Raw genomic sequence first — 19,634 nt, forward strand, 5'->3', positions numbered from 1 at the left:
CTTCAGCTCGCGGCCACCGAAATCTTAGGGGCGTTCCTGCCAGTCAGAGGTTGCAGGAATCTGCCTAGAGGATTTTAGGCCTTTCCTTTCGCTCCAAGTGAATGATCCGACGGTTCGTTGTTGATATTGAGTTATGGAGCACGTATTGCCAGTGCTCATCCAGCACGTCGCTATCAGTGCGTCCTCAGGCCCCCAGAAGCCGGACCTGAAGGCGATCTTCTCGTTGGAGCCACCCTTATCACCGGAAAGGCTGTACTCTCCTGGACAGTCTTTGGAGGCTGTTCGGCCGAACGTCAAACCACCCCCCACCTCACCACCTTGAGGTATGCCGGCGTTCCCCTGAACAGCAATTTGATAGGTAGTGACATGGACCCTGAAACAACCCGTGCTTTTCACATCAAGATTCGAGTTGTTCAGAATGTAAGCGTTTACCTTCTTCGTGTTTGTGCCCTTCGGCTTTCGGAACGAAGGACTAGTATAGAGGGTAGCAACTGCCCCAAACTTATTGACGTTCCAGGTGGTGTCATCGTAGGAAGGACACTGATCCCATTTCGAAATGCCAATAACCTCGAGCAGCAGCCCCTTCGCGAAGCGCCCATCAGTTTTCTTGGCATACGCACCACGCCAGTCCGCGACCTTTTTGCAGTATTTCCCCGCTAGCGCTGTCGCTCTAGATGATGAAGCAGCCGCGCTATCATTCGGTGAACGTAATTTTTGCGCAAGGAAGGCGTCTCCATCAGTTTCGATGAAGTCGGTGGAGTCCTCCTCTGCATCATTCACGACCTGAATAACGGTAATGTTGCCGCAGCGGTCAAATACGAAGATGGAGATGGTAGATTCGGTGGGCTCCACCTGTCCAGGTATCTCCGAGGTGGCACTGTCGCCTGTCCTGGCCGTGGAAGTAGTTTCTTCATTCCACGTGCGGTTGATTTCGGCCGTGACATGCACCATACCGTCCGGCATGGCCTGTACTACAGCATTGCTGACCTGTACCTGTGAATTCGTGCGTGTAATACCCCCATGCGCCAGCGCAGCGCGTTCCTCGACCAAAGCTGCGTTCAGGAGTGAGAGCTTTGCCGTGCTTGGCGCGTCAGGGGTAACCCCGGGGGCATCCCAGATGGTGACGGCATGACCTTCCAGGACGGCGTCCTGGGCTTGATAGTAGGCCTTGACGCGGTCGATGTAGATCTGGTCGTCAGTCTCGGCTGGCGCCGTGACGGTATGCGTGCCGGATGGGAGTTCGAGGAGGCACGTGGTGCCGCCGGTAAGGGGTGGTGACGGGACTGCCTTGGTGGTGGCCGTGGTGGCTTCCCAATCGCTGACCCCGAAGGCGGTCTTGGCGCGCACCTTCACTGTGTAGGTGACATCGTTGGCCAAACCAGAGATGGCCGCGTACGGGTCCTTGACCTCCAGCGTCTTGACCACGATGCCGCCGTTGTCGGTGACCTCGACGTCGTAGCCGTCCAACATGGCCGCACTGCCGTTGGACTCCGGTAGACCCCAACTGGCCAGGGCACTGGCGTGTCCGCCCGAGACGGTCAGGTTGAGCACCTTGCTTGGCGGTCCCGGAGGCAGGTAGGTGAGTGCCAAGGACGGCTGCCCAGCCGCGGACGCGTCGGCGAAGGTGATGACTTCGTCCTTGTTCGAGGTGAGCACTAGCCACTGGTACACACTGCCGGCTATGTCGGCTTGCGGGCCGCTCAACGGCAGCGAATACGGGCTGGTGCTTGTGTCAGAGTCACCTGTCAGGTCGGAGCCTTTGGTCTCGTTGGTGACCGGGCTCTTGAGGGCAGTCGCCGTGATGACGGCATCCGGCGGGCAAGGTCCTGCCGGGCAGGTTGGGCTGCCGAGTTTCAGGATGCCTTCGGACACTCCTGCGCCGTCGGGGAGTTCGTCGAATCTGAATCCGACCACCGACACGGTCTTGTCGGCACCGGTGCCGCCGATCTGCATCGTGGCCGAGTCAGTTGCTGTACAGGGGCCACCGTCACAGGCGGCGGGGTCGGTCTTGACGTTCTTGATGACGAAATGGTCTTTACTCAAGGTTAGATGGCGTACGTGCTCGACCGGATCTGGTGGTGGTGTCCCAGGGGTGGTGAAGCTGATTGGGCTGGTCTTGGCCGTGCAGATCTCTTCGACGCAGGCCTGCATCTGCCAGGTGTAGGTGCTCCCCGGCCGCACGGTATCCGGCGCCAGCTGGAATGAGGCCCGCTCACCGCCGTTGACCAAGCGCGTACCCAGAGGGCTTGAGATGACCGGGACACCTCCGCTGTCGTAGAGGTGGTACTTGGCGGTGACCGGTCCTCCCGAGGGGCGGGAGACCATGCCCGAGAGGATCGGCTGGGCGGGGTCGACCATGCCGGTTTCGGTGTCGGTAGGCAGGAAGGGGGCGTCAGTGGTGATGCGGTAGTAGGGCGATTCGTTGCACAGGTCGGGGTAGCCGGTGAGGCAGGCCTTGATCTTGAGTTTGAAGGTCTCCGGGCTGCCGAGTTCATAGGCTTTGTCGACCGCCTGATTGGAGGCGATGTTGCTGATGCGGATGGTCAGGGTTTTGAGGCTGGCCGCCGCGCGGTTGGTAGGCGCACCGGGCTGCCCTGTGTTGTCCAGGGCGATCACCCGGTAGTAGTAGGTGCCGGTGCCGGGCAGGTCGGTATTGGTGTAGGACAGTCCTGTCACCGTGGCGAGTTTTGTGGTGTTCGACGGCGTGAAATCCGCTTGCTTGGAGCGGTGGATTTCGTAGCCGCTGATGCCGTAGTCGTCGGTGGCGGCCTGCCAAGCCAGGGCAATCTTGCCTTCGCCTGGGTTGGCGGTTAGTGCGCCGGGCGCTGAGGGAGGGTTTCCTGGGATCGGTGGGGCGACCTGGGCATTCATGTCGGCTTGGATCTGCGCCGCGCTTTGAGTCAGGTTGTAGACTCGTACCTCATCGATGACGCCGCTGAAGTACTCGCCCCACTTGGTGTTGCCGCCGATGTGCAACGCGCCGCCGTCGTCGATCAAGCCGCCGCCGATGGCCAGTTCGCTGACCTTGGTGGCATTGACGTACAGCCGCGCCATGCTGCCGTCATAGGTAGCCGCCAGGTGCGTCCATGTGCCGGGGGCGAGACCGGCTGTGCCGTTGAGCTGGTAGTGACTGGTGGCGTCTGATTTCAGCATCCAGGCGGTGGGAACGGTGCCGTTGGAGGCGTACAGGCCATAGGCGGAGCCGCCCGCATGGTCCTTCATCATCGCGGTACGCCAGCCGCTGATCGTGCTCGGCTTGACCCAGGCCGATAGCGTCATGCGGTTTGTCAGCCGGAGGGACGCGGCGTGGGGGATGGTCACCCAGCTGGACGAACCGTTGAACGACAGTGCCTTACCGTACTTGCCGTCCACCCAAGTGGCATCCCGGGTGGTGCCGTTGTTGTGCTCGACCGAGTCGTCGGTCACGGTCGAGCCGGAGCCCTGGTCCATCCCGTAGGCGGCGACCAGCCCTGCGATCGGTGTGGGGGTTGGTGATGCGGTGACCGAGGGCGTTGCTGAGGGCGTGATGGTGCTCGTGGGGGTGGGCGTGGGCGTGGGCTCGGGGGGCGCTTGGATCTCCGTGGTGGAATCGGTCAGCGTGACGGTGTAGTCGATGTTCTTGCCATCCACTGAGCGGGACTTGTAGCTGGTCTTGACCGTGGCCGAGCGGGAGATGGCGTCGTTACCCACCAGAGAGTCGATCGACTCGGCGGTCATCGTGGGAATCTCAGGCGGCAGCAGGTAGGAGACGCTCAGTCTGGGCGGAGAGGAGCCGTTGTCGGCGGAGTTGAATCTCCAATACTGCGGGCCGGGATAATTCGGGTCGTCGGGATACATCTGCCAAGACGGCTCAGTTGTTTGCAATCCCACCCCGTAGTTGGCGGTCCCCGAGGCCCATGCCTTGGCCATCGAGGTGAGATCCCAGGTCGACCAGCTTGTCCCGCAGGCGGGGGAGATCGTCGAGGCGCCGGCGGAAGTGGTGGCGGGCTGATTGGCCCAGTTCAGTGAGAAGCCCCACGAAGAGGTGGCGCGGGAGACGGTCAGCGGCCAGGAGTCGCAGCGGCCTGTCCAGCTCCCGTACAGCTGCATCGAGGCGGAGATGACGGCTTTGCCACTGATGGGGGCGGTGTTGAACTGGATGAAGCTGCGCCGGTAGTAAGGCGCGTACTGGGTCTCCCACCGACATACGCTGCCACTGCACACGCGAACTTGGACCGCCTTGAGCGCGGTCCCTACAGACAGGTACGCGTCGGTGGTGTTGCCGGTGCCGTTGTTGCTTTCCACCGATCCGTCTGCTGTGACTGTCAACCCCACCGTGGGATCAACCGTGACCGGGAAGGTGGTGTTGTCGTCGGCCAGGAATTTCGGATCCGGCTTGAGCACCAGCGTTTGTTCGCCGCCCGACTCGGCGACCACCTTGGTATCGATGTTGCCCCACCGGTGCTGCCCCGCGCGAGGGCCGGCGTTGGGGGCCGCCATCATGAACGGCATGCCCGCGGCGGCAACCGTCTTGCCCTTCCTATCGGTCAGTTGCAGCCCACCTGCCTTGGTCTTGGCCAGCGCCAAGCCCTTGGTCTGCACCCGGATACGGATCTCGAGCGGCTCCGTGGGCCGCTCGCGCAGCACCACATCATGAGAAAAGCCGGTACCCAGCGCAGTGACAACCAGGTCTGCTGCGGGCCCAGCGGCTCCGACGTAGACCGCCTTGTTCCCCTCGATCCGCGGCTTGGGCAGCGCCGATGGCCAAGACAGGGCCACTTCCTGCCCGTTCTCGCGGGTCAGCTTGGCAAACGGCCGTCCAGCGCCTCCGGAGGAGAAATCCACCTGAGCCTTGGCGAGCTTGGGCCGCAGCACACCATCCTGTTCCGTCAGGGAGGTATCGATCCACGCCCATGACCCATCAGCCTGTTTCAGCTGAGCGGGACCGGTATAGCTGTCGGTGACCAGATGTCCGTCGGGGAACGCCCAGGTCCTCGAGGTTTCGGTGAAGACCCCGGTCACCGCGATCGGCTGGTTTTGTCGCTTGGCATCCTCGATCGCGGCCCGCAGCGGCGCGTCAGGGTCTTGCGGCCGGGGGAACTCCGTGCGAGCGGGGGGCGGATTTGAGGTGGTGCCTTTCGTGTCGGCGACGGCCGATGATCCTGCCCCCACTGTAAGAAGGGAGACCATCAGAACGGACGCTGACGTCGCCGCGATCGCACGGCGCAACCTCGTCTTTTTAGCTCTGGGTAACCATGAACTCTCTGAACGTTTCACGCGCATGCAGTATCCTTCTCGCGTCGAAGAAGTGCCGCGGGCGGGGGCGACCAAACCATTCCGCTCGCAGCGAGGCGATGACTGGACATAACAGGGGCCTGGCTCTTACCGAAGAGCCAGGCCCCTGTTATGCATTTGAGCCGCACCGACTACCAGGTCGCACCTGAAGTGCTCCCCTAAAAGTATGGATTAGCGTGATCACGCAGAACAAGATGATCGCCGAGTGTCGTTATAAATCCGAGATAAAGAGTCAATTTGTTATCATAAATCTGGCGCGCGGACTATCGTGGAAACCCCGTACACGCTGACAGGCCCGTCGTGCCGCCGGTCCGTGTGGCGGAGTCGGCGACCAGCGCGCCGAGCCCAAGACCGTCACCACCCGTCCGCCCTGAACTCCTTGCTGGTCGTGCCGTGCTGGTTGTGCGGGCTTGGGGCGGGGGTGTCCGGTCAGGCCGGGACCGTGGCGATCCAGGTGGTGACGATCTGGTCGAGGACGTCGAGGGGGACGGCGGCGTTGCCGAGGACGGTGGCGTGGAAGGCGCGGATGTCGAAGCGGGGGCCGAGGCGGGTTTCGGCGAGGTCGCGCAGGCGGCGGATCTCGCGGCGGCCGATCATGTACGCCAGGGCCTGGCCCGGCCAGGAGATGTACCGGTCGATCTCGTTGCGGACGTTGGCCCGGGTGGTCGCGGTGTTGTCCCACATGAACTCCATGGCCTTCTGCCGCGACCAGCCGAAGTGGTGCATGCCGGTGTCGACGACCAGGCGGCAGGCGCGCAGCGCGTCGAACGACAGCATGCCGAGCCGGGCGATCTCGGAGGTGTAGAGCCCCATCTCGTCGGCCAGTCGCTCGCTGTAGAGGCCCCAGCCCTCGACGTACCCGCACACCTCGACGTCCAGGAAGCGCCGGTACTCGGGCAGGTCGGTCAGCGTCTGCGCGGAGGCGATCTGCAGGTGGTGGCCGGGCGTGCTCTCGTGGAAGGCCAGCGCCTCGTACTCGTACACGAACCGCTCGCCCGGGTCGGTGGTGAGCACGCAGAAGGCGCCGGGACGCGAGCCGTCGCCGGAGGGCCCGCGGTAGTACGCGAGCGCGGCGTTGCCCGCCTCGATCGGGTTGATCTCCTCGACGACGCAGCCGGCGATGCCGTAGTCGGGGAACCAGTCCTTACCGGCCACCTCGGCGCGGCGCAGGGCGTCGGTGACGGCGCCGACGATCTCGGTGGCGCTTCCGAAGCGCAGCGAGGGGTCCTCGCGCAGCCGCTTGCGGATCTCCTCGACGTCGCCGGTGCCGAGCGCCCGGCCGCCCACCTCGGCCCACTCGTCCCGCAGGGCGGCGAGGCAGTCAAGGCCGATCTGGTGGATCTCCTCGGGCGTGAGGCCGGTGGTGGTGTGCCGCCGCACGGCCGCGCGGTAGCCTTCCTCGCCGCCCGGGACGAACCGGACACCGACCCGGTCGTCGGGACGGGCCACCGGCAGCAGTTCCTCCTCCAGCCCGGCGAGCAGGCGGCGCAGCGCGGGCCGTACGGACCCGGCGACGATCTCGGCCGCACGGGCCCGCACCCGGCCGGCGTCGATTCCCTCGGGCAGCTTGGGGCTGAGCAGGGTGTCGTCCTCCAGCGGGAGCGCGAGGTGCCCGGTGAGCTGGTCGATCGCCTGGCCGACGCCGACGCGGGTCGGGATCCGCCCGTCCACCTTGGCGTGCAGGTGCCGGTCGAGGACCGCGTCGAGGAACGGCGGCAAGGCGGCCAGGCGCTCCAGGTACGCCTCGGCGCCGGCGGCGTCGGTGATGGACGTGGCCGGGACCGCCATGAACATCATCGACTGCGGCGCCGAGTAGCCGTCCGCGGACGCGCCCGTCTCCCACAGCGCGTGTTCCAGGTCGGCCCGCATCGCCCAGGCGAGACGGCCGAGCACGGCGTGGTTGACGTGGTCGGCCTGGTTCAGGCCCGCCGGGTCGATCTCCGCGAGCCGCCGTTCCAGGTCGCCCAGCTTCGCGGCGACGGCGGCGGAGCCCTCCCGGCTGACGTCGGGCACCAGGCCGTCGAAGCCCGAGACGCCGAGCACCGTGGCGCTGAACGGGTCGGCGGAGTGCTTGACCTGGAAGAACTCCGCGCTGAGCCGCGCGAGCCGCTCGTCGGGTCCGAGGGCCGTCTCGGCCGGGGGCTGGTCGTCCGCCACCTTTTCTCCTCTGGTCAACATCGTTCACGAGGTCGTCTCCTGAGGTTGTACACGACGGTTTCAGGAAATGTCCGGCCCTCGGCTGGGAAGCGCCCCGCATTCGGTTGACTTCGAAGGGAAACCACGCTTTCGCGCTCGCAGCGGCGCCCCGAACAGGTCAGTTCTTGTAGCCGGCCAGTCGGCTGATCTCCTGGTGTTCGGCGGACCGGGTGTCGATGATGGTCTTCGCGTCGAAACACCGAGCCGGACACGATGCGCCTGCGCCTCTATCACCTTCCGGCCCGCCTGTCCCGCCACGCCCGCCGTCGCATCCTGCGCGTCGAGCGGACCTGGCCCTGGGCGGCGGCGTTCACCACCAGCTGGAACAGGATCACTCAGCTTCCGGCCGCTAGCTGACAGTCGGCTCACGTCCTGACGAGGGCCAGGAAGGAGGAGAACCCGCAACCTCCGAGCCCGTGGAACCCGGCGCACCCGCGGCGTCACGCGACGGTCCATCCTCCAACAGCAGAGGACATTACAGGCGAAAAGTAGCAACCGAAACCCACTGGCGAATCGAAGTTAACGAAACGTTCACTCCGCACTCGTCTGGGTTGGAGAAGATCACCTCCCCGATTCGGAGGTAAGCGTGAACACGCGAAGATCGACCGGCCGTGTGGCCTTGGTCCTGTCCATCGTGGTGGCTGTGTTCGTCGGCCTGATATCCCCGGTGGCAGCGGCAGACGACCGAGGGCTCAGCGAGGACCTCGTCCTCACCCTCAACGCCTCGGACATCGGCGTGAATCCTGCCGACCTGCGGAACATCGTTCCCGCGATGCAGGCGGATATCAGGGACCACGGCGGCCTCGGCAACGCAGTCAAGCAGACGCTCGCGGACAGCAATGTGAGCACCAACGTCAATACCTCGGAGTGGCCGAATTTCCAGGGCACGGTGGACGTGACCTCGGGCGGCGCCGGCCTGGCCATCACCATCCCGAGGGGGCAGATCACCACCGCCGGCTTCTGGTCGGGGGTCGCCGCCTCGCTGATCGGCTACGCCGCGGGGTACGGGCTCAGGGTGCTGTGCATCGCGGGCTTGACGTCCACCGGGGTGGGCGCCGCGACCATTCCGCTGGTCTGCACCCCCCTCCAAGGCGCCGTCACCGGCATCGTGACGGCGATCGTGAACCACGGGTTCGCCGGAGACCTGGGCTCCAGGGAGTCGATCAGGGACATCATCATCGGTGGGCTGGTCGGACTGTCCATTGGTGCCCTGTGGGAGAAGTATTTCTCCCCGTGGGCGAAGACCCATGTCGCCAGGGCCTTCAAGGACGTCGGTACCTGGATCAGGAACAAGGTGCCCTGGGTCGACTCCTGGCTCGGAACCAGTGCCGCCGAGCAGGCGGATCATCTCGGCCAGGAGCTTGAGGCACTGGAGGGACTCCTCGACGAAGCGATGAGGGACTGGGGTGGGCTGCGTACCCAGGTGCGGGTGATGCCCCTTGGAGACTCGATCACCTACGGCATGGGTGATCCGGACGGGAACGGCTATCGCGACCACCTGGCCGCCTCACTCCAGCGGCGCTCGGTCTCTGTGGACTTCGTTGGCTCGCAGACGAGCGGCACCATGGCCGACCGGGAGAACAACGGGTACCCGGGATGGACCATCGATCAGATCGCCGGGCCTGCGGGCAGGGACGTTCCGGTGATGCGTCCGGACGTGGTCACGCTCATGGCGGGTACCAACGACATGATCCACAACGTCGACCCGGGCAACGCGATCAACCGGCTGCAGCGCTTGATCGATGGCGTGCTGGCGGCGAACCCGGCCGGGTTCGTGGTCGTCGCGACGCTGACCCCGTGCACCGATGCGGCGGTTCAGGCTCGTATGAACTCCTACAACGCACAGGTCCGGCAGCAAGTCGGAGCGCGGGTGTCGAAGGGCGACCGTATCGTCCTGGTGGAGATGGCCGGGGTGTCGACGCAAGGGTGGCCGGACTTTGTGCACCCCAACGATGCGTCGTATCAGCAGATGGCAGCGATCTTCTCCAACGGCGTCGCGGACGGTATCAAGCGAGGGCTGCTGCCCGGCGTCACGGTGACCGGCAGTGACGAGAACACCGGAAGCTGGGGCGCCCCGGACGATGGCAGGGGCTTGGGCGCCCCGGGCGATGGCAAGGGCTTGGGCGGCCAGCTCGCCACGATCAACACGGCGGACTACACGCTCAACGATGTCGCCAGGTGGCTCGGCACCGGGGGGGTCCACGCTCTAGGTGCGGCTCCCGCCGCGTCGGTCCGCTTCCTTGACTTCGACGGGGACGGCGATGACGACTACGGGATCCTCGGCCCCAACGGCGAGCTGACCGTCTGGCGCAACGACGGCGGTGACACCTACGGAGGAAAGGGCTTTGCCAACCTGGGCAAGGTCGCGCTGGGCGGCCTCACGGATCCGGCGAACGTCCGTTTCCTTGACTTCAACGGGGACGGGAAGGACGACTACGGGATCCTCGGCCCCAACGGTGAGCTGAACGTCTGGCGCAACGACGGCGGCGACGTCGCCGGCGGGCACGGGTGGACCAACCTTGGAAAGGTCGCGCTGGGCGGCCTCTCCACACGCGACAACATTCGGTTCATGGACGCCGACGGCGACGGTGACGACGACTATGTCATCCTCGGCCCGAATGGAGAGATGGACCTGTGGCGCAACGACGGCGGCGATGTCCCCGGCGGGCACGGGTGGACGAATATGGGCCGTGACGCGAAGGGCGCCGGCCCTCGGGATGCCATCAGGTTCATGGATCTCGACGGCGACGGTGACGATGACTACATCGTCCTCGGGACCCAGGGCGCTCTGATCGCATGGCGCAACAACGGCGGCGACCGTGCCGGGGGCCATGGCTGGGAGAACCTCGGCCTCATCGCGGTCGGGACGGGCGACGGTTCCAAGGTCCAGTTCATGCACGCCGACAAGGACGGTGACGACGACTACGTGACCCTCGAGCCGGAAAACGGTCAGATGCGGCTCTGGGTCAACCGCGTCATCGACGGCGGGGCCGGGACGGAGACCGGAGGAACGGGTCAGATCGCGGGCGGCGGCGGAGCGAGCGGCACCGGACTGGCGCTCATCGACACGACCAAGTACACGTTGAACGACATAAGCCAATGGCAAGGCACCGGCATCCACGCTCAAGGTGCGGCTTCCGCCGCGTCGGTCCGGCTGATGGACTTCGACGGGGACGGTGACGAGGACTATGCGGTCCTCGGGTCCGCCGGCCAGCTGGACGTCTGGCTCAACGATGGTGGAGACAGTAACGGAGGCGCCGGCTGGAAGAGCCTCGGAAGGGTCGCGCCCGGCACCGGTGACGGTTCCAAGGTCCGGTTCCTGGACTTCAACGGGGACGGGAAGGACGACTACGGGGTCCTCGGCCCGGCCGGCGAGCTGGATGTCTGGCTCAACGACGGCGGCGACATCCCCGGCGGGCACGGCTGGAAGGGCCTCGGAAGGGTCGCGGCCGGCACAGGCGACGGTTCCAAGGTCACCTTCCTGGACTTCGACAAGGACGGGAAGGCCGACTACGGGGTCCTCGGCTCGGCCGGCGAGCTGGATGTCTGGCTCAACGACGGCGGCGACATCTCCGGCGGGCACGGCTGGAAGGGCCTCGGAAGGGTCGCGGCCGGCACCGGCGCTCCCAGCTCAGCGGTGCGTTTCATGGACATCGACGGTGACGGGGACGACGACTACATCGTCCTCGGCACGCAGGGAGCGATGCTGGCCTGGCGCAACAACGGCGGCGACGTTGCCGGGGGCGGTGGCTGGGAGAGCCTGGGCCTCGTCGCGGCCGGCACGGGCGACGGCAACAAGGTCCGGTTCATGGACGCCGACAAGGACGGTGACGACGACTACGTGACCCTCGAGCCGACAAACGGTCAGATGCGGCTCTGGGTCAACCGCATCGCCCACTAAACCGCAGACGCGGCGGCCCGACCGACGCCAGCCGCCGCGAGCTACAGCGGTCGATCACAGGGAGCGGCCCGGGGCGATACCCATCGCCCCGGGCCGCTTCCCGCCCGCCGGCCGCCGCGGGTGCCGGTCTCGCACAGGGTCATGAGCATCAGCCGTGGGTAGGCCCCCGGACCGTAGTGGCGTTCGACGCGGCCGAGCCAGGACCGATCGGCCGAGCATCTCCCCCCGGGACGTCGTGGGCATTTGCCGGAGATTATCTGTCTTGCGGGCGCTGGGGCGCTTCGTAGAGGATTGCGGCTGCTCGCGTCCTCCTCCCCGGAAGCACCCGTTCGAGGCTAGTAGCGTGGGCGCTGAGGGGCTTCTCATGGCGTCGCCGATCATCCTGGACGGGGTCCGGACCCGGCCGGCGGACATCGCGGACATCGCCATCGCCGGCGCACGCGTGTCCCTGGACCCGGGCGGGCTCGACCGCGCCCTGGCGTCGTACAAGGCCGCCAAAGAGATCGCCGCGCGGCGTCCCGTCTACGGCCGCACCACCGGGGTCGGCGCCAACCGCACCGAGGCCGTCGCGGCGGGCGAGGAGGACGTCCACGGCCTGCGCCTCCTGCGCAGCCACGCGGGCGGCATCGGCCCCCGGGAGCCGGACGTCCACGTGCGCGCGATGCTCGCCGTCCGGGCCAACCAGATCCTCGCCGGCGGGGCCGGGCTGCGGCCCGCCTTCGCCGAGGCGCTGGCGCGCGCCCTGAACTCGGGGAACCTGCCGGAGATCCGCGAGGTCGGCGCCATCGGCACGGGAGATCTCACCGCGCTGGCCGAGACCGGGCTCACGTTGATCGGCGAGCGGCCCTGGGCGGTGCACCCCATGCCCCGGACGGGCGAACCCCACCCTCAGGGCGGGGAGGGCGGCGCCCCGCCGCCCGCGGAGCCCACCGCCCGCCGTCACACCGGGCCACTGCGGCGAAGCGCTCCCCCGGAGCCGCTGAGGCTCGAGGCCGGGGACGCGCTCGCCTTCTGCAGCAGCAGCGCCATGACCATCGGCCAGGCCGCCCTCGCCTGGTCGGAGATCGCCACCCTGCTGCGGGCCGCGGGGGTGACCGCAGCGCTGTCCCTGTTCGCCGTCGACGGCGGCACCGAGCCCTACGACGCGCGCGTGCACGCCGGGCGTCCCCATCCCGGGGCCGTCGCGGCGGCCGCCGAGATGCGGCGCCTGCTCGGCGGCCCGCGCGCGGCGCCCTCCCGCGTGCAGGACCCGTTCGGGTACCGCTGCCTCCCCCAGGTCCACGGCGCGGCGGCGGAGGCTGCGGACGCGCTCGAACGCGTCCTTGGCGTCGAGATCAACGCCGCCGCGGAGAATCCTCTCTTTTCGGCGGCCGGCGGCACCGTCCACCACCACGGCGGGTTCCACCAGGCCGCGCTCGGGCTCGCGCTCGACCACCTGCGCCTGGCGCTGCTCCAGGCCGCGCACCTCTCGGCGGCCCGCCTGGCCACCCTCATGGAGCCCGGGTACACCGGCCTGCGTCCCTTCCTCGCCGGCGACGCGCCCGCCGCCTCGGGCGCGATGATCCTGGAGTACTCGGCGACCTCGGCGCTGGCCCGGCTGCGCGGCGCCGCGCAGCCGGCCTCACTCGGGCACGCCGTCCTGTCGCGCGGCATGGAGGACCACGCGAGCTTCGCCCCCCAGTCGGCCCGCCAGACCCTCGACGCGGCCGGGTGCTACCGACTCGTCCTCGCCTGCGAGCTGGTCGCGGCGGTACGGGCCCTGCGCCTGCGCGGGACCGCCCCCGGGCCGTCCACGCCGGCCGGCGCGGCGTTCGCCCTGGCGGCGGCCCGGCTCGACCCGCGCGACGAGGACCGCCCCCTGGGCTCGGACGTCGACACCGCCGCGCACCTCCTGCACGCCCTCGCCGCACTCTGAGACCGCGCTCTGAGACGGCGCTCTGAGACCGGGCTCTGAGGCCGGGCCGCTGCCGGGCAGGCGTAACCGCCAAGCCGGATATTTCCCTCCCGACCGGACGAACTACAGTTTCCTCCGCCCGGGCAACCCGCGGTCACCGCCATGCGTACGGAAGGGCGGGCGCCGCACGAGCGCCCGGCCGGAGGTCACGCCGTCCGGGAATCCAGGCCGGGCGGCCCATGGAGAACCCGCGCGCGTGCGGCCACCCCACCGAGCAGGAACGGACGGAACCAGCGACGTGACCCGAGCGACACTGCCGCCGGCACCGGAACCACGCCCGGCCACCGAACCCGACGGCATACGCGCGCCCACCGGGCCGCCGGCACCGGCGCGCGATCGCATGCGCGCCCTGGACGGCCTGCGCATCCTCGCCGCGCTGATGGTCTGCCTCTACCACTACTCGGGCAGAAGTGGCCAGATCACCCACATGTGGGGCCAATCCCCGAAGGAACTGTTCCCCGCCGCCCTGTGGCAGGCCACCTCCTACGGCAGCCTCGGCGTGCAGATCTTCTTCGTCATCAGCGGCTTCGTCATCTGCATGAGCGGCTGGGGACGTACGGTCGGCGACTTCTTCCGCTCGCGGGTCGCCCGCCTCTACCCCGCGTACTGGGCGGCCATCGTCGTGGTCACCGCCGCGTGCGTGATCATGCCGTCCGTCAGCGAGCCGCTGCGCCCGCACGAGATCCTCGTGAACCTGACCATGCTCCAGCAGCCGACGGGCGTGAATCGGGTGCTCGGAGTGTGCTGGACGCTGTGGATCGAGGCGCGGTTCTACGTGCTCTTCGCCGTCTTCGTCCTGTGGAAGGGCGCGACCTACCGGCGCGTGGTGATCTTCTGCGGCGGGTGGACGATCGCCACCGCCCTGGCCCAGGTCGCGGACAACCGGCTCGTCAGCGAGATCGTGATGCAGGACAGCGCGCCGTTCTTCATCGGCGGCCTCGCGCTCTACCTGATCCACCGGTACGGCGGCGACCTGCTGCTGTGGGGCATCGTGGCCGTGTCCTGGGCGCTCGGGCAGTATTACGCGACGATCAGCCTGTGGGATCCGGAGGTGACCAAGGTCTTCTACGTGCGCTCGCCGTACGTGATCCTGCTCGTCGTCACCTTCGCGTTCGCGTCCGTGGCGGTCGTGGCGCTCGGGTGGGCACGGTGGGCCGACTGGCGCTGGCTGACGTTCGCCGGCGCGCTCACCTACCCGTTCTACCTCGTGCACGAGCACCTCGGCTGGTTCGCGATCACCGTGCTGCACCGCGGGCTCCACCTCGGCGCGGTCCCGACGCTGCTCGCCTCGATCGCCTCGATGCTGACGGCCGCCTGGCTCATCCACCGCCTGGTGGAGAAGCCCCTCGGCCCAAGACTCAAACACGCCCTGAAACGCGCCGCCCTACGCTTGCGTTCCTGACAACACGCCGCCCACGCCGGCGACGGTGGTCACGGGAGATCCGGTGGCCGGGGGGGTGGTCGGCCGGCTGATCAGGAGGTCAGGCTGATGGCGAGGCGGGCGGTCAGGCCGGTGTTCCTGCGGTTGCCGAGACGGTGGACCGCAGCCTCCAGGGCGTCGCGGCGTCCGACCAGGACCACCCACGCCTTGGCCCGGGTCACCAGCGTGTAGAGCAGCCTGCGGCGCAGCATCACTCCCCCGGCGTCGGCGACGATCGGCGCCACCACGAACGGGTACTCGCTGCCCTGCGAGCGGTGGACGCTGATCGCGTAGGCGTGCGTCAGCTCGTCCAGCTCGCCGAAGGTGTACGTCACGGTCTCGCCGTCGTCCGTGCGGATCTCGATCTGGCGCTCCTGCGGATCGACCGCCGTGACGGTCGCCGTCTCGCCGTTGAACACGCCCTTGTCGTAGTTGTTGCGGATCGGCATGACCCGGTCGCCCACCCGGAACACCGACGGCCCCGACCAGTGCTCGGCCACACCCTCGCGGGCGGGGTTCAGCCGCTCCTGCAGCCTGCGGCCGAGCTCGCCGGTCCCCGTCGGGCCCTTGCGCATCGGGCACAGCACCTGCACTTGATCCGGGCCGATGTTCTGCTTGCGCGGGATCGCCACCGTCGCCAGATGGACGACCCTCTCGGCCACCTGCTCGGCGTCGTCGAGCTCCTCGAACCAGAAGCCGCCCCGCCCCGGCAGCACGGGCAGCTCGCCGGCCCGGATGCGGTGAGCGGACTGGACGATGCCGCTGTCCTGCGCCTGCCGGAAGACGCGGGTCAGCCGGATGCGCGGAATCTGATCGACCCGCAGCAGGTCGGCGAGGACGCTGCCCGGCCCGATGCTCGGAAGCTGGTCGCTGTCGCCCACCAGGAGCAGATGGGCGCCCTCAGGGATGATCGACGTGAGCCGGGTGGCGAGCTGCAGATCGAGCATCGACGCCTCGTCCACCACGACCAGGTCGGCGTCGGCCGGGGACTGCTGGAACAGCGCGCCGTCGTCGCGGTCGGCCTGCTGGGCGAGCATGCGGTGGACGGTCATCGCGGGCAGGCCGGTGAGCTCCGACAGGCGCTTGGCCGCCTTGCCCGTCGGGGCGGTGAGCGTCACCCTGCCGCCCATCGCGCGCACGGTCGCCGCGATCACCTTGAGCGTGTGGCTCTTGCCGCAGCCGGGACCCCCGGTCAGGATCGAGACCGTGCTGGTCAGGGCCAGGTTCACCGCCACGCGCTGGTCCTCGTGGAGCCCTTCGTCCTCGGCGTAGGGGCGGTGCGGCATCGTGGAGCGGGCCCGGAGCAGCCGGGTCAGGTTCGCCGTCAGGGCGACCTCGCGGCCGTGGTGCTCCTTGGAGTACACCACCACCTGGCCATGCCCGGCGGGCGAGGCCTCGACGACGACCCGGCGGTCGGCGGCCAGCGCGTCCACGGCCCGGCGGATCAGCTCCTCGTCCTGCTCCACGAGGGCGACGGCCGCGGCGACGAGGACGGGCAGGGGCAGGTAGCAGTGGCCGTCGCGGGCGGCCGCGGCGTCCAGCCGGTCCGCGACCGCCGCCTTCATGCGCTGGGGGCTCGTCTCCGGCACGCCTGAGCGCAGCGCGATGCGGTCGGCGGTGTGGAAGGCGATGCCCCTGACCCGGCCGATCAGCCGGTACGGGTCGGAGGTCAGGACCTCGCGCGCCTCGTCGCCGTACACCTGGTAGATCTTCGCCGCGAGCAGCGGGCTCACGCCGAAGCCCTGCAGGACGACCATCAGCGCGGCGACCGCCTTCTGCTCGGCCCACGCCTCGACGATCTGCGCCTGCCGCGCGACGCCGATGTTCACGACCTCCGTGAGGCGCTCCGGCTCGGTGTCGATGACCGTCAGCGTCCGCTCGCCGAAGTGTTCGACGATGGCCTGGGCGAGCCTCGGGCCGATGCCGCGGATCAGACCCGAGCCCAGGTAGAGCGCGATGGCGGGCACGGTGGAGGGGACCACCCGCTCGCAGTGCCTGACCACCAGGCGGCCGCCGTGACGCGGGTGCTCCTCCCACTCACCCGCCAGCCGCAGCGTCTCGCCCGGCTGCACCCCGGCCAGCGCGCGCCCCGCGGCCACGAACACCGGCCGCGACTCGGCGCTCATCCGCGCGACGGTGTACTCGTCCTCGCGAACGTACACCAGCCGCTCGACCGCCCCCTCCACCTCGACCAGCCCCGACTCCGACACCACAGAGCCTTTCATCGGATCGGCCGAAGGTCTCATGAGCACGCCCACCGTGCACTCCCCGGGTAATGTGCGCCACCTCCTCGCACACTAGCGCCCCCTTCCGACACACCCATCCCCATCGGCCCCCAAGCCCCACACCTAGGACAACGCGGGTTCGGCCGCGTCGGGGGTGGCCGCCGGGCGAGTGGTGATGCGGGTGGCCAGGACGTGTTTGCAGGGGCCGCGGGAGCCGCGGTGGTCGAACCACCAGGGGCAGGTGCACGAGCCCTGTTCCAGCCCGACCTCGTAGACCCCTCCGGCCGTGGTCACCTGGGCCGTGCCTGGGCCGGTGAGGCGGACGGCGCCCGCCTCCACCAGGGCCCGGGCGGCGGACAGGCGGGGGTTCAGGGTCTCGACGTGCTCGCGGTCGTAGGGCAGCTCGCGGTGGAAGTGGCCGGCCTCGGCGAGGTCGTAGCCGACCCTGCCCGCGGTGCCGAGCTGGGTGAGCGCGGCGCGGACGCGGGCGGGGGTGAGGCCCGACCGGTCTGCCAGCAGCCCGATCTCGACGGAGGGTTCGAAGTTGAGCAGCATGCCGATCACGTCGGCGTCGGCCTCGGCGTCGTCGCCGGACAGGTCGTCCAGCACCGCGCCCTCGCCGGAGAACCCCCTCCAGGCCTGCGGGGACAGGACCAAGGTGTACCGCATGCCGGGCAGTTCGAGCTCCCAGGCGCTGGAGGCGGCACGGTCGTGGACGGCCGGGCCGTACACGCGCAGCGCCTTGGCGAAGCGCAGCAAGGGGTGGAGGGTGGCCAGCCGCCCGACCCCGGCCAGGCACACCGCGCCGGGTGCGGGACCGTCGGTGACCCGCAGGTCGCGGCCGGACGGGACCACCCACACGTTCGCCGAGGCCTTCTTCGGCAGGCCGCGCAGGAAGCGGACGGCCGACATCCCGGCGAGCTCCGCCCGCAGGTCGAACCCGGCCGCGATCACCTGGACCTCGGCGAACCCGCGCAGCCACCGCTCCGGCAGCGGCACCTTCTTCTCGATCACCGCGCCGTCCATCGTGGTGACGGCGAGCTCGTCGGCTCCGACCCCGAGGTGCAACGGGTCGCGCCCGCCGACCCGGGCCAGCGCCTCGCGCAGCGGGCCGTTGACGTCGACGTTGGTGGTGCCGCGGTCGAAGACCTCGCCGTCGAGCGCGCCGCCCAGCAGGTCGAGCCGCGCGTACACCCCGCCGCAGGCCGAGAACGATTCCAGCCGGAGCCGCTCGCCGTCGCAGGTGATCACGGGATCGCGCGAGAAGCCGCCTCCGCGCGCGCGGGGCTGGTGGTAGCGCGCGAGCGCCACGTCGGCCAGGGCGAGCAGCCCGTGGGCGGCGGGGGCCGCCTGGGTCACCACCCCGCTGAAGAACCTGGGGCGGCCGATGAGGCCGGTGGCGGTGCGCCCGCCCGAGGTGGACAACCCCAACTGATCCCCCACCAGCGTGGAGGGCCCCGCGTAGGAGTACGCCTGCACTGTGCTCGTCATGGCAGGAACCGTAAAGATCGCCTCCGACAAAATCCCGTGACCGTGACCGTGACCGCGGACGCCGTCGTCGGCGCAGGCGTGATCGGCTCGCAAGAACGCCGACTGGCTCGCCTTCGTCGCTGCGGCGACGGGTATTGTGCTCTGACATGAAGGTCCTCATCTCCATCGACATGGAGGGCGTCGCCGGTGTCGCGACCCTCGACCAGATCTACCGCGGCGGCAGCGGCTATCCGCGTGCGATGGAGCTGATGACCGAGGAGGCGAACGCCGCGATCGTGGGCGCGTTCGCCGGCGGTGCGACCGAGGTGGTCGTGGACGACAGCCACGGGACCATGGACAACCTGCTGCACGCGCGCTCGACCCCCGGGCGCGGGTCACCTTCGGCACGCCGCGCGCGCAGTGCATGGTGCAAGGCGTCGACGCCGAGACCGATGTCGTGCTGTTCGTCGGCTACCACGCCCCTGCCGGTTGCCACGGTGTGCTCGCCCATACGTACTCGGGCTTCACCTCGGTGCGCATCAACGGGGTCGAGCAGAGCGAGGCCTCGGCGAACGCGATCATCTGTGCTGCACACGGGGTGCCGGTGGGCATGGTCACCGGTGACGACGTGATCTGCGCGCAGGCCCGGGAGCTCTTCCCCTCGGCGGAGGTCGTCGAGGTCAAGCAGGCGGACGGCTTCGCGGCGGCGACGTCGGTGCACCCCGAGGTGGCGCAGGACCTCATCCGGGCCGCGGCCGAGCGGGCGGTCCGCGACGCGGCGCAACTGCCGCGACCCGAGGCGCCGGCGTACGTGGTCCTCGAGCTCGACTTCCCCACGCCCTTGCACGCCGACTTCGTCGCGCTGTGCCCGGGCTTCGAGCGCGTGTCCGGCATGACCGTTCGCGCCGCGTTCTCGGACGCGCAGGAGCTGGCGCCGGCCATCTCGGCGGCCTTCTACCTGATGTCGATCGCGTCCGGCCAGTTCGCGGCGGGTCGTCGCTAGCCGGGCGTGTGGTCGCGCGGAGGCTGCTGCTCGAGCGGCAACCGGCCTACCTGATCGGCCGTCATCGCATCGAACATCTCCGCGACCGAGCCGCACGCGAACTCGGGACCCGGTTCACCATCAAGGACTTCCACCACCACGTTCTCGCCAATGGCGCCGTCCCTTGGAAACGCTGAACGCCGCCGCGGGAC

8 protein-coding genes and 1 pseudogene are annotated in these 19,634 nt (G+C 68.7%); 5 read left to right on the plus strand and 4 right to left on the minus strand.

All coding sequences use genetic code 11. The annotated features are described in order from the left end of the window. Window positions 1-24: 24 nt before the first annotated feature. Together AB0M95_RS03875 and AB0M95_RS03880 are read right to left on the minus strand one after the other, a co-directional pair. A complete protein-coding gene (locus AB0M95_RS03875; protein WP_363759015.1) occupies window positions 25-5,262 on the minus strand; it encodes a LamG-like jellyroll fold domain-containing protein in 5,238 nt (1,745 codons plus the stop codon). 441 nt (window positions 5,263-5,703) lie between these two features. Continuing rightward, window positions 5,704-7,431: a DUF885 domain-containing protein gene (locus tag AB0M95_RS03880; protein ID WP_363759018.1), complete on the minus strand. Its 1,728-nt coding sequence runs from the start codon at window positions 7,429-7,431 to the stop codon at window positions 5,704-5,706. Window positions 7,432-8,056: 625 nt separating this feature from the next. Between AB0M95_RS03880 and AB0M95_RS03885 the strand changes: the two genes are divergently transcribed. From AB0M95_RS03885 to AB0M95_RS03895, 3 genes are all read left to right on the plus strand, one after another. Next, a complete protein-coding gene (locus tag AB0M95_RS03885; protein ID WP_363759021.1) occupies window positions 8,057-11,371 on the plus strand; it encodes an FG-GAP-like repeat-containing protein in 3,315 nt (1,104 codons plus the stop codon). Between the two features lie 364 nt (window positions 11,372-11,735). Then, entirely contained in the window at window positions 11,736-13,286 is a 1,551-nt protein-coding gene (locus AB0M95_RS03890; protein ID WP_363759024.1) for an aromatic amino acid ammonia-lyase, read from the plus strand. A gap of 277 nt (window positions 13,287-13,563) precedes the next feature. Then, entirely contained in the window at window positions 13,564-14,727 is a 1,164-nt protein-coding gene (locus tag AB0M95_RS03895; RefSeq protein ID WP_363759027.1) for an acyltransferase, read from the plus strand. A 71-nt stretch (window positions 14,728-14,798) separates the two neighbouring features. On the opposite strand, the gene AB0M95_RS03900 is transcribed toward AB0M95_RS03895, so the two are convergent. Continuing rightward, window positions 14,799-16,970, minus strand: a complete 2,172-nt coding sequence (locus AB0M95_RS03900) for an ATP-dependent RecD-like DNA helicase (protein WP_363759030.1) — start codon at window positions 16,968-16,970, stop codon at window positions 14,799-14,801. A 123-nt stretch (window positions 16,971-17,093) separates the two neighbouring features. Further along, window positions 17,094-18,461, minus strand: a complete 1,368-nt coding sequence (locus AB0M95_RS03905; protein WP_363759033.1) for an SWIM zinc finger family protein — start codon at window positions 18,459-18,461, stop codon at window positions 17,094-17,096. Between the two features lie 170 nt (window positions 18,462-18,631). On the opposite strand from AB0M95_RS03905, the pseudogene AB0M95_RS03910 reads away from it, so the two are divergent. Beyond that, window positions 18,632-19,443, plus strand: a pseudogene (locus AB0M95_RS03910) (M55 family metallopeptidase). Window positions 19,444-19,451: 8 nt separating this feature from the next. Next, complete coding sequence (locus AB0M95_RS03915) at window positions 19,452-19,619, plus strand: DUF885 family protein (protein ID WP_363759036.1); 168 nt, start codon at window positions 19,452-19,454, stop codon at window positions 19,617-19,619. The last annotated feature ends 15 nt before the right edge of the window (window positions 19,620-19,634 follow it).

Origin of the sequence: Sphaerisporangium sp. NPDC051017 (assembly GCF_040683095.1) — a bacterium.
In the GTDB taxonomy this organism is placed as follows: domain Bacteria; phylum Actinomycetota; class Actinomycetes; order Streptosporangiales; family Streptosporangiaceae; genus Sphaerisporangium.

Coding starts and splice junctions, on each gene's coding strand:
- AB0M95_RS03875 (WP_363759015.1), bottom strand. CDS start 5,262: ATGCGCGTGAAACGTTCAGAGAGTTCATGGTTACCCAGAGCTAAAAAG.
- AB0M95_RS03890 (WP_363759024.1), top strand. CDS start 11,736: ATGGCGTCGCCGATCATCCTGGACGGGGTCCGGACCCGGCCGGCGGAC.
- AB0M95_RS03900 (WP_363759030.1), bottom strand. CDS start 16,970: ATGAAAGGCTCTGTGGTGTCGGAGTCGGGGCTGGTCGAGGTGGAGGGG.
- AB0M95_RS03905 (WP_363759033.1), bottom strand. CDS start 18,461: ATGACGAGCACAGTGCAGGCGTACTCCTACGCGGGGCCCTCCACGCTG.